Here is a 16,081-nt window from a genome sequence, read left to right as displayed (position 1 = left end):
TCGAATTGACCAACCCGATCCCCTCACCAGGGCGAGGCAAGTGCCGGTGTGGATTTAACGTCTGGGAAAACGCTCATCTTCTTCATTAAAGCCGCGCCAGATATTATCATTAACACTCACCGCAGCCTTTACGCCTTGATTCAATAATAGGCAATTTTCCTATCGGTTCCGTTGATATTCACCGTCATATAACCGCTGGGTGTCAGATCGATTGGTACACTTGCTGTGGCGGTGGCTATTGTCAGTACCCCTTGCTCATTCGCCCCTACGCCTGCCAGGCCATTATGAAAGCTGACACGCGCTGCCGGCGATACCGTTCCTATGGTAGTCAGATCCTCAACCTCATCCAGATCGGGGGTGAATAATGAACATACTCCAGACTCAAAGCGTGTGGGCCCGGTTGATGACAAATTAAACAAAGTGTCTCCACTGTTGGCTTTCAATTTAACCCAGATTTCCGATGTCGTCGTACCGATGCGGTTGTATTTAATATCGAGTACCGCCGGTAATCCGTAGTGGCGGATATCGCCGTAAATCGCCTTAGCGCAGCGTGAAATAGCGAGAAAGCTGGTGCCTGAAGACATTGCCGTCACGGGATTGCCAGCGACCCCGCTTATTTCTTCATTGGTCAGTTTTCCTGTCATCTCAACAATCCACTGTTGATTTTCTTTCGGCATAAATATTTTTCCCAGCTTGTACCACTTATCGCTGGCAGAAATATTGGTTATTCGATAACCGCTGTGCCACCCCACTCGCAATGTGCCCGTCATTTGTGTGCCAAAACTTTCATCCCGCCGCCAGCCGGTTTCAAAACGGGACAGCCAGCGGTCAGTGGTGCTGTTCAAACTCACCGAACCACCCGATTGAAGATTTAGCTGCCGGATTTGTACGCGCGCATTGTCGAGAATCAAAGGATTAGCGCAGTCTTCCAAACTCAGTGCATCCATCAGCCACTGGCCATTGTTCAGGTCACCCGGAAAACGGGTATGTTCGATCCAGACATTGCGCATGATCCCCTGAGTGACACGCGGCATCATCAAGGTCGCGTCGCCGTAGCCATGCTGGAAGTTTGCATTCGACAATTCTATCGCGGTTGAGTGATCCCAGGCACCGTTTGCGCTGCCAGACCAGCCGACATCGAAAATCCGGGCGTAGGTGTTATTGGTATAAATCCGATCAAAGCAGGTATCAAAAGTATCAAGTAATTTAAAAACCGTTCCACCGTTGTTCTGGGCACGAAAACAGCTAACCTGAGTAACCTCACCTCCGGCGGTGATATTTTCAAAAAAAGGTTGTTGGTTGCTACACATCTCGGCCGATATGGCCCCCCGGTTTGTGACGGTATCGGCACAGGCACGGCCGTCCCAGCTAATTCCTTTAATGACCGCGCGTCTGGCCTGAACCTTAAACACGGGTTTGACCGACATGTCAGAGATAATGGTAGTCAGTGGTACAACGCCCAGTGAATCGTCGTCACCACACAGATAGAACAATCGCATTTCACTGGCAGAGACATCAACGGGGTGAATCAAAAAATGACCCGCAGGAAAACGCACCCCCATATTTTTACCATTTTCATTGACGCTTAACGCCCAACTCAACATCAATTTAAATGCCATACTATCATCAGTGACACCGTCACCTCTTGCCCCAAAGTGGAAGATATTCAGCTCTTCTACGCTATCATTCACGCGCTTCCAGTAAAAACCCTCCCCCACGGCCAATGTACCGCCGTCGTCGACAGGTAGCACAGATGTCGCCAATCCGACAAAATCACCGCCGCCACGGAAGCTGGCAACATCATCGTAATAACCTGTTAAAAACGCGACCTCACCCGATTTAGTGGGCGCGGTGATGCGTAATTTAGCGAAAGAGTTAACTTCGATCATAATAACCTCCAGGACATTGCACGCCTGCGCAGCGCCTTATTAAGGATAAATTAGATGGATTGGGTTAATTCATCTCAAGTGGTATGGCACCTTATGTGGTGCGTTAAATTCTAAGGCATCTGCATTTAAACAAGACCCTTACCGGGTCCACAGCACTACACAGATATCAACAAAAAATATCAACATGTCTATACCACCCAGATAATCTGCATCATTCCTAAATAAAAATACTATGTCTTTCTATTGCGTACGCTTACATCGATGTTCCGTCAGTTCCTTTCTTACCACAAGGACTGCGAGTCTTATGAAAAGTGAGATAAATTAAGAACCCGCGCCGGGATGTTAGAAAATCGATATTAATAGCGTATAACGGAAATTGCGTACGCATCAGCATATGAGACGAATAATTGCTAAATCAACGCATGAAATTTTGATAAGGAGAATCAATCATCCAGAATTTTCGCATTCAAGCTCACTCTCCAAAGCAGTTAACACCCCGCAGATAAAGCCTTCTGCTGTCTGAATTTTCCTACGAATAGTACCGTCCGCGCAGCGTCGCCGACGGGCAATGGAACGCAGAGAGATCTGGTAGAGATAGTGGGCAACTACAATATCATGTTGTTCTTTAGATACCTTCGCCAACCGACTAATACAGCTATCAAGGATGATGCCATCATCATCGCTACACTCAAGCCTGCTGCTGGCATGATGGGTAATTAATCCTCTGAAACCAGAGGCTACGGGGGCATATCCGAGCCTGCGTTCTCCTAATGCAGCCCAGCCTCCCCATCTCCTCAATAATACTTTGATATCTCGCATAGGTTGCTCCTTGCTAAATTTTGATGCAGGCGTCAACACCTCTGGCTGGCCCTCTGACAAAACCCACTCATTTGTACACTGGATCGACCGACAGGACGCTTAAAAGCTGACAAGACAAAAGCAGGAGCGTTGTTGTAGGCAGTACGATTGTCAGTGACTAATCTGTGCAGGCTAATAACAGAAGAAAAGGATTAATCTCCGCCAATAAATCGCCTACTCGGTGTTTCAAATACGCTTACTGTGACCAGGCAGTTAACTGAAGATAATTGTATCTGGTCAGTATCCCTGACACCGGATACTTTCATCTGCGCACGCGCTTTAATTTCCCCTGTATAGCACCCTGTAATAGTTAAAGCTATAGCGGGTGATATTTATAGCAAAAAGCATCAATCACTTATAACCACTTCAAAATAACGAGCTAAAAAACATAAAGTTGAGATATTTCGCAAAGCATCCACTCATTTATAGCCGCACATCCCTCACAAAAATAAAACAAAACTTACCAAAGGGAATAAAAAAGCATTATATAATTTACTTTTTCAACGGAAAAAATATATTATTGAACGAGTGAACGAATCTAAATCAATAGATACTGAAAAGTGTGGCAAGTCTGAAGAGGATCCTACCGGAGGGATAATTAAGAATATCATAATGATAAATAAACGGCGAATTGTCAGGTTAGCAATAAAGTTAACTAATTGTTTTAACAGCTAATTCAATTTAGATTGTCGCATGATAGCATTAAAAACAGGCCGCAAAGGGCAGCCTGTCGGGTTTAACAATCACTTTCACTATCGCTATCAAGCTTATTCTTTTGCAAAGACTCAATAAATTTACGTTGTTCAGAGGTCAGCTCCCAACCTTCCAGATTGGGTACTTCTGATCCTTTGTCTTGCTCCACATCATTTTGTGAAGATGAAAGGCTGTCAGTCGGGTTGTCAGCAACGTTGATTTTTTTATCCATAAAATCTGTTAATGAACATTAGTCAGTAAGAAAGTTCAACTCTCGCGCAGATTCCCAGTATAACTTTCTGGACGTTTCTCTCACTGACACGTTCCAGTCTCCCTGTTAGATATGACAAGTTATATTTTAGGATTTTCCTGCGCAGATGTAAGTTAATTATTCTAATGTTTAATGAGATAATGAACAGCCAAGTACTTTGTTAAGACTCGCCTGGCAGAGCACGTTGCGAGTCTCCTTAGAAGGCTCCCCGCTCAGCTTGCTCCTAAACCGCTGCATCTTCCAGAACCCTGGAAATGACCGCAGAGAGCTGTTTAATTTCAAATTTTGCCACATATCCGTTGGCTCCAACTTTACGCACATGATCTTCGTTGGCACTGCCAGAGAGTGAAGAGTGGATGACTACCGGAATATGTTTAAGATTCGGATCGCTTTTAATATTGCGCGTCAGGGTGAAGCCATCCATTTCAGGCATTTCAAGATCGGTTAATACTAAACCAATTTTGTCATGGATAGAAACCCCTTCGGCCTGCGCTTCCTGATACATTTGTTTGATTTTCACCCATGCTTCCAAGCCTGTATTATACATCAACGTCGGGATCCCCATCACTTTCAGCCCTTGCTCAAGCATCTGGCGTGCGACTTTGGAGTCTTCCGCAACAATCGCGACCGCATCAGGACGCAGCCTGAATGTCTTCGCATCAATATCGCCTTCTTTAACTTCTCGCACCGAGGGAATGATATCGTGCAGGATCTGCTCAACATCCAACACCATCGCCATTTTATTTTGATCATCCAGGCAGGCGATGCTGGTGATATTACGCGTACTGACGCCAGATTCAGCGGCACGTACCTGGTTCCAGTCAAGTCTGACAATATCCTCTACTGACTCCACGGCGAACGCCTGGGTACTGCGCGCATATTCAGTCACCAGCAACAGGTTAAGCCCGGTCGCGGGGGTACAACCCGCTACCGCAGGCAGATCGATGACGGGGATCAGCTGACCGCGAATATTCGCCATGCCGAGCAATGGGGACTTCATGCCGGCCGCACGGGTAATATTCGTCATCGGTACGATTTCACGCAGTTTAAACACGTTAATGCCGAATAATTCAGGCTGTTCATCCTGATAAGCAGCCCCCAGACGGAATAACAAGAGTTCAAATTTGTTAGATAGGGCGAGATTCGCTCTCTCATCAATCTCTTTCTGGAAGTTATCCATGTCTACCTCAAGTTCATTATTCATTATTGTCAACTGACGTGGCAAAACGCTATCAGGCATCGTTTTGATTGTTATCGGCAATAGTGAAAAAAAATACAGAGGAAATTTGGCGGGGTCAGTCAATCGGGCAGAGATGCAACCAGTGAAAAGCTCTCTCCTTCGAACTGGCAATCATCGGTAGTCAACAGCGTTGAGCCGTTATTCATTTATGCTTGAGTGGCTATTCTCTTTCATTCGAACCCAAGCAAAGAACTGACTAGGAGGCGATATAAAAATCATTATTTATTATGATGTTAGTTTCCCTGGCGTGAGCAATTCGCTTACCGCTGTGGTTGTGGCCAACTGTGATCCCAACCAAAGGCTGACAGCACACCGGAGCTGAAGAGATAAACGCCAACGGCCACAATGAGTAAAATGACAAATAATTCAATATAATTAATAACTTTAGCTTTTATCATCGCTAACACCTCGCTTTTAACATGGTTAATAACCTAATGAAAACATAGAGTGTTACCGGTAAACATGCAACAAAAAACGAGAAAAACCTCATAAAAACTATTAATTAATATTGCAGGCTTGGCATCATGATTCTGTTTAAAAAATACACGCCCTTCACCTAATGATCTCACCTTCTTGAAGGAGTCGCTGAACCACACTGGCGTAAATGTTTCGGAGGTGAATCATCACGCGCTATGTCACCGCATATCCTGTTTTTTGGCCGCTCAACTATCGCTTTGTGATGATAAATGACAGCGTGCGCTTTGAGTGACATTATCGCCAGTCAAAGACAACACGACTTGATGAAAGTGGGAGATTAGGCGGGACGCTAGCAGCTCGACCGTTTCGGTGTCGGGCAGAGAGTAGGGAAAGCGATAGAGGTAATACCCCTCACTGATGCCCCATAACAACAAAACAGGGCATTTTTGACATCAATTTCTCGTGTTATAGCAATCAAACCTGCATATTCATGATATCGCTATAGGCACTGACCAGCTTGTTACGCACCTGAATCCCCATCTGCATAGAGACACTGGATTTCTGAAGGTCAACCATCACGTCATTCAGTGAGATCCCTTCTTTCCCCATTTCAAACTCCTGCGCCTGGTTGCGGGCAGCGGTCTGTGTTTCGCTTATCTTATTCAGCGCCGCTTTCATTTCTGCGCCGAAATCAGCCGAAGAGGCACTGTCAGTCTTGCTGCCACTTGCCTGGAGAGCTGCCGTCTGCATTGCCTGCATCACACTCTCAATACCCTGAATCGCCATGATTACTCCCGGATGGATGCCAAATTTATGGTAAGTGGCGACAAACTTAGCACAGTGTCAATAAGACAAAGCCGCTAAATAGATACAAAAAATAGAGCTTATTCAGCCATCGATTTTCAGGTTTAAGAAAATAATGGCAGTCCATTCAGGTGGAAATTTTTTTAAGCCAGCGCATCAGGGAGTCAGTTTTGTTACGACACTACACGCAGCAGTCCAGTCAAATGTCAGACAGGAACGAGTCATGAATGCAACTGCCACGCAGGATAATCCAGCGAAAAACGGCGTAAATGACCTGCTCGCTCGCCTACGCGCCAATCCACGGGTGCCTCTTATTGTTGCCGCTGCCGCTGTCATTGCCATTGTCATCGCAATGGTTCTTTGGGCGAAACAGCCAGATTATCGCGTACTTTATAATAACCTCAGCAATGAGGATGGCGGTACCATCGTCACCCAACTCACGCAAATGAACGTGCCCTATAAGTTTGACGATCAAGGTGGCGCACTGCTGGTTCCGGCAGCGCAGGTGCACGAGCTGCGTTTACGTCTCGCCTCACAGGGTCTGCCCAAAGGCGGCGCAGTTGGCTTCGAACTGCTGGACAAAGAAAAGTTTGGCATCAGCCAGTTTAGCGAGCAGATCAATTACCAGCGCGCGCTGGAAGGTGAACTGGCACGCACAATCGCCACCCTTGGCCCGGTCAAGGATGCACGCGTGCATCTGGCCATGCCAAAACCAACCCTGTTCGTCCGTGAGCAAAAATCGCCTTCTGCTTCTGTCACTCTCGCCCTGCAACCTGGACGGGCGTTGGATGAAGGTCAGATTAATGCCGTGGTGCATATGGTCTCCAGCAGCGTTGCGGGAATGCCGCCGGGTAATGTGACCGTGGTGGATCAATCTGGACGCCTACTGACGCAGAACGACACAACCGGCCGCGACCTTAATGATACTCAACTGAAGTACGCCAGCGATGTTGAAACACGCTATCAGCAGCGTATCGAAGCGATACTGGGGCCGATTGTCGGTAACAATAATGTGCACGCGCAGGTTACCGCACAGATAGATTTTAATAAGCGTGAAAAAACCGATGAGCAGTACGCACCGAACAGTAATCCTGACCAGCAGGCCGTCCGCTCACGGCAGACCAGCAACAGCGAACAGCTCGGCGGCCAGTCTGCTGGCGGCGTACCGGGTGCGCTGTCCAATCAGCCAGCGCCAGCCAATGCTGGCCCGGTGACCACGCCGAACAATAATAATGCGAATAACGCTAACGGTGCCAATGCCAACGGTGGCCAAGCGGCAAATAACGCAGCCAGTGGCGCGCAAAAACCGATTCCGTCGAATACCCGCAATGACAACACGACCAACTACGAAGTCAACCGTACCATTCTGCATACAAAAATGAATGTCGGTGAAGTTCAGCGTCTGTCCGTGGCGGTGGTCGTCAACTATCGCAGTGATGCTGCCGGTAAACCCATTGCGCTGAATGATGCGCAGATCAAACAGATAGAAAATCTGACTCGTGAAGCAATGGGCTATTCAGAGCAGCGTGGCGACAGCCTGAATGTGGTCAACTCGCCGTTTACGGAAAACAGCGATCTTGGTGCCGAGCTGCCATTCTGGAAACAGCCAGCGTTTATCGACCAGCTGTTTGAAGCCGGTCGCTGGTTACTGGTGCTCATTGTCGCCTTTATCCTCTACCGTAAACTGCTGCGTCCGCAATTGCAGCGTAAAGCAGCGCTGGAGAAATCCACGCGGGAAGCCGCCACATCCGCAGCGCGCAACAGCACGCAAGAAGAAGGCGTTTCCGTCAAGCTGTCCAAAGACGAGCTTGACCAGGAACGTAAATCACAGCATCGCATGAGTGCTGAAGTGATGAGCCAGCGTATTCGCGAAATGTCAGAAAATGACCCGCGCGTCGTGGCTCTGGTTATTCGCCAGTGGATGAAGGACGAACTATGAGTCTCACCGGTACAGAAAAAAGCGCCATCATGATGATGACCATTGGCGAAGATCGCGCAGCGGAGGTGTTTAAACACCTGGACGCGCGTGAGGTACAGCACCTCAGCTCTGCCATTTCTAATATGCGTCAGGTTTCCCATAAACAGCTGACTGATGTACTGCGCGAGTTTGAAACCGATGCAGAGCAGTTTGCCGCTCTAAGCCTGAACTCTAACGACTATCTGCGTTCCGTGCTGATTAAGGCACTGGGCGAAGAGCGTGCTTCGACGCTACTGGAAGATATTCTTGAAACCCGCGAAACCACCAGCGGCATGGACACGCTCAACTTTATGGAGCCACAGGCGGCTGCCGATCTGATCCGCGACGAACATCCGCAGATCATCGCCACCATCCTGGTGCATCTGAAACGAGGACAGGCTGCGGATATTCTGGCGCAGTTTGACGAACGCCTGCGTCACGACGTCATGCTACGCATTGCCACCTTCGGCGGCGTACAGCCAGCCGCGCTGGCTGAACTGACCGAAGTCCTTAATGGCTTGCTGGATGGTCAGAACCTCAAACGCGCGAAGATGGGCGGCGTGCGCACCGCAGCAGAAATTATCAACCTGATGAAAACGCAGCAGGAAGAAGCCGTTATGGAAGCCGTGCGCGAATTTGATGGCGAGCTGGCACAAAAAATCATCGACGAAATGTTCCTGTTCGAAAATCTTATCGCAGTGGACGACCGTAGTATTCAACGCCTGTTGCAGGAAGTGGAATCCGAGTCGCTGCTGGTGGCTCTGAAAGGTTCAGAACAGCCGCTGCGCGAGAAGTTCCTGAGCAATATGTCGCAGCGTGCTGCCGATATCCTGCGCGATGATTTGGCCAACCGTGGCCCAATGCGTATGTCCGCAGTGGAAACCGAGCAGAAAGCTATCCTGTTGATTGTTCGTCGTCTGGCCGAAAGTGGCGAGATGGTGATTGGCGGTGGCGAGGAAACCTATGTCTGATCATGCCTCTCTGCCGTGGCAGCGCTGGCAGCCAAACGACCTGGCGCAACCGGAACCGCAGCCTGTCGAAGAACAGACGCAGCCTGAAGTCAGTGAAGAACCGTTGGAACAGCAGCAGTTTCAGCTGGATGAGTGGCAAGCCCAAGTGCGCAATGAGGCGCAGGGACAGGGCTACGCGGAAGGCCAACAGCGCGGTTTTTCCGATGGCCAGAAAACCGGTTACGATGCGGGCTTTCAGCAGGGGCTGGCGGAAGCTCAGCAGCAGCAGGCACCTTTACAGGCGCGCATGCAGCAACTGGTCTCTGAATTCCATAACGCGCTTGAAGGGCTGGACAGCGTGATCGCCTCGCGTCTGATGCAGCTGGCGCTGGAGGCGGCACGTCGCGTCATCGGCCAGGCACCGCACGTTGACGGCACGGCTCTGCTACGTCAGATCCAGGATATGTTGCAGCAAGAACCGATGTTTAGCGGCAAACCTACGCTGCGCGTTCATCCCGATGATTTACCACGCGTCGAAAGCACGCTGGGTGCGACGCTTAGCCTGCACGGCTGGCGGCTGCTCGGTGACACCACCCTTCATCCGGGTGGCTGCAAAGTGAGTGCGGAAGATGGCGACCTGGATGCCAGCATCGCAACCCGCTGGCACGAATTGTGCCGTCTGGCCGCGCCGGGAGAATTGTGATGATGACTCGCCTGTCACGCTGGCTCGGTGCGCTCGACAATCTTGAACAACGTATGGAGCAGCTGCCAGAGGCACGCCGTTATGGTCGCCTTGTGCGCGCGACAGGACTGGTACTGGAAGCCACCGGGCTTCAGCTGCCACTTGGCGCAACCTGCGTGATCGAACGACAAGATAATCAGGGTATCGGTGAAGTAGACAGCGAAGTCGTCGGTTTTAACGGTCAGAAGCTGCTGCTAATGCCGCTGGAAGAAGTGGAAGGCATTGTACCCGGAGCGCGTGTCTACGCTCGCGTCTCTGGCGACAGCCAGCACAGCGGTAAACAGTTAATGCTTGGCCCCGAACTGCTGGGCCGCGTGCTGGACGGCAGCGGTCGCCCACTCGATGGCCTGCCTGCGCCAGAAACCGGCTATCGCGCCCCGCTGATCACGCCGCCGTTCAACCCTTTGCAGCGCACACCAATCACTGAGGTGCTCGATACCGGCGTACGCGCTATCAATGCCCTTCTTACCGTGGGTCGTGGTCAACGTATGGGGCTGTTTGCCGGTTCTGGCGTGGGTAAAAGTGTCCTGCTGGGCATGATGGCGCGCTACACGCAGGCTGATGTCATTGTCGTCGGCCTGATCGGTGAACGCGGACGCGAAGTGAAGGATTTTATCGAGAATATTCTTGGCAGCGAGGGCCGCGCCCGCTCGGTGGTGATTGCCGCACCGGCGGACGTCTCTCCCCTGCTGCGTATGCAGGGTGCCTCCTACGCCACCCGCATCGCGGAAGATTTTCGTGACCGTGGTCAACATGTGCTGCTGATCATGGATTCCCTGACGCGTTACGCCATGGCGCAGCGCGAAATTGCCCTCGCCATCGGCGAGCCGCCGGCAACAAAGGGCTATCCACCTTCGGTATTCGCCAAACTGCCCGCGCTGGTGGAACGCGCCGGTAACGGGATCGATGGCGGAGGTTCGATTACCGCCTTTTATACCGTGTTGACCGAGGGGGACGACCAGCAGGATCCAATTGCCGATTCGGCGCGCGCCATCCTTGATGGCCACATTGTCCTCTCCCGCCGGCTGGCTGAATCCGGTCACTATCCGGCGATTGATATTGAAGCCTCAATCAGCCGCGTGATGACACACCTGATTGACGATACCCACTATGCGCGCGTGCGACAGTTCAAACAGCTGCTGTCCAGCTACCAGCGCAACCGCGATCTGGTTAGCGTCGGTGCTTATGCTGCGGGTACCGATCCCACGCTGGATAAAGCGATCAAACTCTATCCCGAGCTTGAGGCGTTTTTACAGCAGGGTATGTTTGAGCGCAGCACGTTCGATGACGCCAGCCTGCATTTGCAGGCGATTTTTGGTTAAGTTCCTGACCTGTCACCGGAGGATCTATGACTAAAACAGCTTCAGCCATCGACACATTGCGCTCGCTGGCGCACAAAGATGTTGAAAAAGCGGCCATACAGTTAGGCGAGGCACGACGTGCCCATAAACAGGCCGATGAGCAGCTGACGATGCTACTCAACTATCAGGACGAATATCGTAAAAGCCTTAACAACACCATGAGTGAGGGGATCGCCAGCACCCGTTGGTACAACTACCATCAGTTTATTCAGACGCTGGAAAAAGCGATTGAACAGCACCGTGCCCAGCTAACAAACTGGAGTGCTCGGGTTGAAAATGCGCTGCGGCTGTGGCGCGATAAACAGCAACGTCTGCACGCTTATGAAACGCTACAGGCACGCGAGCTCGCCAGCGCTCTGTTACAAGAAAACCGTCTCGATCAGAAACGAATGGATGAATTTGCCCAACGGGCATCATTGAGGAAAGGCGAATGATTACCTTACCAACCGCGGTAACCAGCACCCGCAGCACAACCACCGACAGCGTAAACGGCGATAGTGCGCTGGATAACCGTACAGACGGTGAATCGACCCCTGGCGCAGAAAATCTGCCACAGGGTTTTCTTACGCTGTTAGGGAACAGACTGCTATCACTGGCGCAGAAACCGGTGAATAACGCCCAAACTTCTGACGGTGCTGCGGCTGGCGCAGACGGTAAAAGCACGGCGAAAAGCGTCGTCAATGAGCTGTTGGCTACACTGGGTAAACCTGAAAGCCTGAGCGACCTGCTACAGCCAGCGGCAAGCATCATCGGGAAAAAGGGCGAGGGGCAGAGTGACGAATCCGCCACCCCGGTGACAGCCCTGAACGCAAATGATATGCAGGCTTTACAGGCGCTGTATGCCATGTTGCCTAATCACGTCACCCCACCTGCCAGTGCCCCTACCGCGCACGATCTGCCCGACGCCACGTTAAATAAAAGCGATAAGTCGTCGGCGCTGGATGCGTTAAGCACAACCACGGGCAAAACGGACGGCGAAAACGATGAGTTGAGCGATGCGCTGTCAGGCAAAAGCAGTCACGATGAATGGCAGGCAAAGGCAGCGGATAAACCCGGAGGCAAGCCTGAAACCGGCTTAAATACCGCAGCGCAAAGCGGCAATCCAGCCTTTCAATCGTTAATGAATGATGCAAGCAAAGATAAGGGCCAGGACAAACAACAACCTGATTCTGCGCTGAACACACCGATCATACATAGCGGGCTAACGTCCGCCGCCACGGCCATCACGCCAACGACAACATCCGCAGTCAGCGCCCCGGCAACGCCATTGCTGAATGCACAGCTCGGCAGCCCGGAATGGCAACAGGCCTTGGGGCAACAGATCCTGATGTTCAGCCGAAACGGGTTACAGACGGCCGAACTGCGTCTGCATCCACAGGATTTGGGCAGCATCCAGATCAGCCTGAAGCTGGACAACGATCAGGCCCAGCTGAGTTTAGTCTCCCATCACAGTCAGGTCAGAGATGCACTGGAGGCGGCCATTCCACAATTACGCGCTTCGATGGCTGAGAGTGGCATTAACCTGGGGCAAAGTAACGTCAGCAGCGACGCCTTCCAGCAGGGAAAATCCTTCAGCGGCCAGCAGGAACAACAGCGCAACAATAATGAAACACCATTCAGTCTTGGCAACGAAGGTGACGGCGATGCCACGCCGATAGCCGTTCCCGCCAGCCTACAGGCACGCGCAACCGGTACGAATGCGGTTGATATCTTCGCCTGACGGCCACAAACGCACAAGCTAATGGCAAAACTCGTGTCTTTTCTGCCAATTGTTTACGGCAAGACACGAGATAATTTGCTTAATACGGCGTGAAGCAGCGAATTGAGTTGTACCGCTCTACTGAAAATAATTACAGGAAGTCACAGCAAATATGACCGATAGCGCTAAATCCAGAAGCGGAAAACGTAAGCTCCTGATACTGATGTTAGTGATTGTGGCTCTGATCGCCTGCGGCGTAGCGGGTTATACCGTGTGGAAACGGATGAAGGCTCCGGCCGATCCCGCGGCGGCTGCCAAGCTCCAGCCGCCGGCCGTTCCGGTATTTTTCGCCCTGGATACCTTCACCGTCAACCTGATCAATCCAGATAATGACCCGGACCGCGTACTGTATGTCGGTTTTACTCTGCGCTTGCCGGACGAAGATACGCGCCGTCGTCTGAACGATTATTTACCCGAGGTTCGTAGCCGTCTATTGCTGCTGCTTTCTCGTCAGACGGTGGCCTCGCTAAACAATGAGCAAGGCAAGCAACAGTTAGTGGCACAAATTAAGCAGGTACTGGCCCCTCCGCTGGTGCAAGGACAACCACAGCAGGTCGTGACCGATGTCCTTTTCACGGCCTTTATCCTGCGGTGATGAAATAAAATGGGCGATAACATCCTTTCTCAGGCAGAAATTGACGCACTGTTGAATGGCGACAGCGACAGCGCAACGGAAGACAAGGCCAGTAATAAAGAGGGCGAGAATCATATTCGCCCCTATGATCCCAATACCCAGCGCCGCGTGGTGCGCGAACGCCTACAGGCACTTGAGATCATCAACGAACGCTTTGCCCGTGCTTATCGTATGGCGCTATTCAATTTACTGCGCCGCAGCCCGGATATTTCCGTTGGGGCGATTAAGATCCAGCCATATCATGAGTTCGCCCGCAATCTTCCGGTGCCAACCAATCTTAATCTGATCCATCTCAAGCCGCTGCGTGGCACGGCGCTGGTGGTATTTTCGCCAAGTCTGGTCTTCATTGCCGTGGATAATCTCTTCGGTGGCGATGGCCGCTTCCCGACGAAAGTTGAAGGACGTGAATTTACCCATACCGAGCAGCGCGTGATCCGCCGAATGCTGAAACTGGCGCTGGAAGGCTACAGTGAAGCCTGGAAACCTATCTACCCGCTGGACGTGGAATATGTACGTTCCGAGATGCAGGTGAAGTTCACCAACATTACCACTTCTCCTAACGACATCGTGGTCACCACGCCGTTCCAGGTCGAGATTGGTAATCTGATCGGTGAATTCAATATCTGCATCCCTTTCAGCATGATTGAACCGCTGCGTGAAACCCTGGTAAACCCACCGCTGGAGAACTCACTTACCCAAGATGAGACCTGGCGTGACACGCTGGTTAAACAGGTTCAGCACTCTGAACTTGAGCTGGTCGCGAACTTTGCAGATGTCTCAATGAGGATCTCACGCCTGCTGGCGTTAAAACCTGGCGACGTGCTCCCTATTGAAAAACCGGACCGCATTATTGCCCATGTGGATGGTGTACCGGTATTGACCAGTCAGTACGGCACCTTGAATAAACAGTACGCGCTGCGCGTAGAACACCTGATCAACCCGATTTTGAATTCGATGAATGAGGAACAGCCCGATGAGTGATACCAATAAGCCGTCCGATAATGATACCTCTGCGGACGACATGTGGGCTGACGCCATGAATGAACAGACGAAATCTTCGTCCACCGACGGCGTATTTAACTCATTAGAGGGTGGCGAAAACCCCGCCTCGCTACAGGATATCGATATGATTATGGATATCCCGGTCAAACTGACCGTTGAGCTGGGTCGCACCAAAATGACCATCAAAGAACTCCTGCGCCTGTCGCAGGGCTCAGTCGTGGCGCTCGACGGACTGGCAGGCGAGCCGCTGGATATTCTGATCAACGGCTACCTGATTGCTCAGGGTGAAGTGGTGGTAGTCGCCGATAAGTATGGCGTGCGCATTACCGATATCATCACCCCTTCTGAACGTATGCGTCGCCTGAGCCGCTAAATGAACAGCACCCAGCAGCAGTCTGTCACCCCACAGCCGGCGATTTCTACCGGCTCTATGCTGACCCAGGTCAGCGGGGTTTTGACGGCCATTATTATTCTGATCCTGGCGATTGCCTGGCTGGCAAAACGCTTTGGCTTTGCCTCTAAGCGTAACGGTAGCCAGCAGCTTAATATTAGCGCCAGCTGCCAGCTGGGCCAGCGCGAACGCGTGGTCATCGTTGATGTCGACGAGGCGCGACTGGTGCTGGGCGTCACAGCCCAGCAGATTACCCATTTGCACACGCTGCCAGCAAAACCCGCGCAGGATCCCACGGATCTCCCGGCGGCTCCGACAGATTTCCGTCAGATTCTACAATCGTTACGCAAAGGACACGGGAAGAAATCATGAAACGTCTCATTCCTTTGCTTTTGCCTACCCTGTTGATGCTGGCACCCAACGTCTATGCTCAACTGCCGGGGCTTATCAGCCAGCCGATGGCGAACGGTGGGCAAAGCTGGTCACTGCCAGTGCAAACGCTGGTATTTATTACATCGCTGACCTTCCTGCCCGCTATTTTGCTGATGATGACCAGCTTTACGCGCATCATTATCGTGTTTGGTCTACTACGCAATGCTCTCGGTACGCCTTCAGCACCGCCGAATCAGGTATTGCTCGGGCTGTCGCTGTTCCTGACCTTCTTTATTATGGGGCCGGTTTTCGACAAAATTTATACTGATGCCTATCAGCCGTTCAGTGAAGACAAAATCAGTATGCAGGAAGCGATTGATAAAGGCGCTCAGCCACTGCGCGAGTTTATGCTGCGCCAAACGCGTGAGGCCGATCTTGCGCTGTTTGCCCGACTGGCGAATACAGCACCGATTGCCGGGCCAGAAGCCGTTCCAATGCGGATCCTGCTGCCTGCTTATGTCACCAGCGAACTGAAAACGGCGTTTCAGATTGGCTTCACGGTATTTATTCCATTTTTGATTATCGATCTGGTGGTTGCCAGCGTATTGATGGCGCTGGGGATGATGATGGTTCCACCTGCAACCATCGCGCTACCCTTCAAGCTGATGTTGTTTGTGCTGGTCGACGGCTGGCAGCTGCTGGTCGGTTCGCTGGCACAGAGCTTTTATTCCTGACCCGGAG

Annotated in this window: 16 protein-coding genes; 11 read left to right on the top strand and 5 right to left on the bottom strand. The window is 51.4% G+C overall.

Annotated elements, in window-relative coordinates; all coding sequences use genetic code 11:
• Window positions 1-140 precede the first annotated feature (140 nt).
• The 5 genes from EPIR_RS07825 to fliE form a co-directional block, all read right to left on the bottom strand.
• Window positions 141-1,889, bottom strand: coding sequence for a glycosyl hydrolase family 28-related protein (locus EPIR_RS07825; protein WP_023654800.1), 1,749 nt, complete (start codon window positions 1,887-1,889; stop codon window positions 141-143).
• A gap of 447 nt (window positions 1,890-2,336) precedes the next feature.
• Window positions 2,337-2,708 carry an antiterminator Q family protein gene (locus tag EPIR_RS07820; RefSeq protein WP_023654799.1) on the bottom strand — a complete coding sequence of 124 codons (372 nt, stop codon included), beginning with the start codon at window positions 2,706-2,708 and terminating at the stop codon, window positions 2,337-2,339.
• 775 nt (window positions 2,709-3,483) lie between these two features.
• Window positions 3,484-3,672, bottom strand: coding sequence for a hypothetical protein (locus EPIR_RS07815; RefSeq protein ID WP_023654798.1), 189 nt, complete (start codon window positions 3,670-3,672; stop codon window positions 3,484-3,486).
• Window positions 3,673-3,934: 262 nt separating this feature from the next.
• Window positions 3,935-4,891, bottom strand: a complete 957-nt coding sequence (locus EPIR_RS07810) for a chemotaxis protein (protein WP_023654797.1) — start codon at window positions 4,889-4,891, stop codon at window positions 3,935-3,937.
• A gap of 951 nt (window positions 4,892-5,842) precedes the next feature.
• Window positions 5,843-6,154: a flagellar hook-basal body complex protein FliE gene (gene fliE, locus EPIR_RS07805; RefSeq protein WP_023654795.1), complete on the bottom strand. Its 312-nt coding sequence runs from the start codon at window positions 6,152-6,154 to the stop codon at window positions 5,843-5,845.
• 241 nt (window positions 6,155-6,395) lie between these two features.
• Between fliE and fliF the strand changes: the two genes are divergently transcribed.
• The 11 genes from fliF to fliP all read left to right on the top strand — a co-directional run bounded on the left by fliF (window position 6,396) and on the right by fliP (window position 16,074).
• Window positions 6,396-8,111: a flagellar basal-body MS-ring/collar protein FliF gene (gene fliF / locus EPIR_RS07800; RefSeq protein WP_048697109.1), complete on the top strand. Its 1,716-nt coding sequence runs from the start codon at window positions 6,396-6,398 to the stop codon at window positions 8,109-8,111.
• Window positions 8,108-9,100 carry a flagellar motor switch protein FliG gene (gene fliG / locus EPIR_RS07795; RefSeq protein ID WP_023654792.1) on the top strand — a complete coding sequence of 331 codons (993 nt, stop codon included), beginning with the start codon at window positions 8,108-8,110 and terminating at the stop codon, window positions 9,098-9,100. Before fliF ends, fliG begins: the two co-directional genes overlap by 4 nt.
• On the top strand, window positions 9,093-9,782 hold the full coding sequence (gene fliH / locus EPIR_RS07790; protein ID WP_023654791.1) for a flagellar assembly protein FliH: 690 nt from the start codon (window positions 9,093-9,095) through the stop codon (window positions 9,780-9,782). Before fliG ends, fliH begins: the two co-directional genes overlap by 8 nt.
• Window positions 9,782-11,143 carry a flagellar protein export ATPase FliI gene (fliI, locus tag EPIR_RS07785; protein ID WP_023654790.1) on the top strand — a complete coding sequence of 454 codons (1,362 nt, stop codon included), beginning with the start codon at window positions 9,782-9,784 and terminating at the stop codon, window positions 11,141-11,143. The genes fliH and fliI overlap by 1 nt, the downstream gene beginning before the upstream one ends.
• Before the next feature lie 26 nt (window positions 11,144-11,169).
• Window positions 11,170-11,616 (top strand): flagellar export protein FliJ, encoded by a 447-nt coding sequence (gene fliJ, locus EPIR_RS07780; RefSeq protein WP_023654789.1) that lies wholly within the window; start codon window positions 11,170-11,172, stop codon window positions 11,614-11,616.
• Window positions 11,613-12,902, top strand: a complete 1,290-nt coding sequence (locus EPIR_RS07775) for a flagellar hook-length control protein FliK (RefSeq protein ID WP_023654788.1) — start codon at window positions 11,613-11,615, stop codon at window positions 12,900-12,902. Before fliJ ends, EPIR_RS07775 begins: the two co-directional genes overlap by 4 nt.
• 151 nt (window positions 12,903-13,053) lie before the next feature.
• The gene (gene fliL, locus EPIR_RS07770) at window positions 13,054-13,536 is read left to right on the top strand and encodes a flagellar basal body-associated protein FliL (RefSeq protein ID WP_023654787.1); all 483 of its coding nucleotides are present in this window, start codon (window positions 13,054-13,056) and stop codon (window positions 13,534-13,536) included.
• 9 nt (window positions 13,537-13,545) lie between these two features.
• Entirely contained in the window at window positions 13,546-14,556 is a 1,011-nt protein-coding gene (gene fliM, locus EPIR_RS07765; RefSeq protein ID WP_023654786.1) for a flagellar motor switch protein FliM, read from the top strand.
• Complete coding sequence (gene fliN / locus EPIR_RS07760) at window positions 14,549-14,950, top strand: flagellar motor switch protein FliN (protein WP_023654785.1); 402 nt, start codon at window positions 14,549-14,551, stop codon at window positions 14,948-14,950. The genes fliM and fliN overlap by 8 nt, the downstream gene beginning before the upstream one ends.
• Complete coding sequence (gene fliO, locus EPIR_RS07755) at window positions 14,951-15,340, top strand: flagellar biosynthetic protein FliO (RefSeq protein WP_023654784.1); 390 nt, start codon at window positions 14,951-14,953, stop codon at window positions 15,338-15,340.
• Window positions 15,337-16,074: a flagellar type III secretion system pore protein FliP gene (gene fliP / locus EPIR_RS07750; RefSeq protein WP_023654783.1), complete on the top strand. Its 738-nt coding sequence runs from the start codon at window positions 15,337-15,339 to the stop codon at window positions 16,072-16,074. Before fliO ends, fliP begins: the two co-directional genes overlap by 4 nt.
• Window positions 16,075-16,081 lie beyond the last annotated feature (7 nt).

It is taken from the genome of Erwinia piriflorinigrans CFBP 5888 (assembly GCF_001050515.1).
Taxonomy (GTDB): Bacteria; Pseudomonadota; Gammaproteobacteria; order Enterobacterales; family Enterobacteriaceae; genus Erwinia; species Erwinia piriflorinigrans.
The sequence above is the reverse complement of the archived record's forward strand: the minus strand, read 5'-3'. Positions and strand labels throughout refer to the sequence as shown.

Coding starts and splice junctions, on each gene's coding strand:
- fliM (WP_023654786.1), top strand. CDS start 13,546: ATGGGCGATAACATCCTTTCTCAGGCAGAAATTGACGCACTGTTGAAT.
- fliE (WP_023654795.1), bottom strand. CDS start 6,154: ATGGCGATTCAGGGTATTGAGAGTGTGATGCAGGCAATGCAGACGGCA.
- fliO (WP_023654784.1), top strand. CDS start 14,951: ATGAACAGCACCCAGCAGCAGTCTGTCACCCCACAGCCGGCGATTTCT.
- fliI (WP_023654790.1), top strand. CDS start 9,782: ATGATGACTCGCCTGTCACGCTGGCTCGGTGCGCTCGACAATCTTGAA.
- fliG (WP_023654792.1), top strand. CDS start 8,108: ATGAGTCTCACCGGTACAGAAAAAAGCGCCATCATGATGATGACCATT.
- EPIR_RS07825 (WP_023654800.1), bottom strand. CDS start 1,889: ATGATCGAAGTTAACTCTTTCGCTAAATTACGCATCACCGCGCCCACT.
- fliF (WP_048697109.1), top strand. CDS start 6,396: ATGAATGCAACTGCCACGCAGGATAATCCAGCGAAAAACGGCGTAAAT.
- EPIR_RS07820 (WP_023654799.1), bottom strand. CDS start 2,708: ATGCGAGATATCAAAGTATTATTGAGGAGATGGGGAGGCTGGGCTGCA.
- EPIR_RS07815 (WP_023654798.1), bottom strand. CDS start 3,672: ATGGATAAAAAAATCAACGTTGCTGACAACCCGACTGACAGCCTTTCA.
- fliJ (WP_023654789.1), top strand. CDS start 11,170: ATGACTAAAACAGCTTCAGCCATCGACACATTGCGCTCGCTGGCGCAC.
- fliL (WP_023654787.1), top strand. CDS start 13,054: ATGACCGATAGCGCTAAATCCAGAAGCGGAAAACGTAAGCTCCTGATA.
- fliN (WP_023654785.1), top strand. CDS start 14,549: ATGAGTGATACCAATAAGCCGTCCGATAATGATACCTCTGCGGACGAC.
- EPIR_RS07775 (WP_023654788.1), top strand. CDS start 11,613: ATGATTACCTTACCAACCGCGGTAACCAGCACCCGCAGCACAACCACC.
- fliP (WP_023654783.1), top strand. CDS start 15,337: ATGAAACGTCTCATTCCTTTGCTTTTGCCTACCCTGTTGATGCTGGCA.
- EPIR_RS07810 (WP_023654797.1), bottom strand. CDS start 4,891: ATGGATAACTTCCAGAAAGAGATTGATGAGAGAGCGAATCTCGCCCTA.
- fliH (WP_023654791.1), top strand. CDS start 9,093: ATGTCTGATCATGCCTCTCTGCCGTGGCAGCGCTGGCAGCCAAACGAC.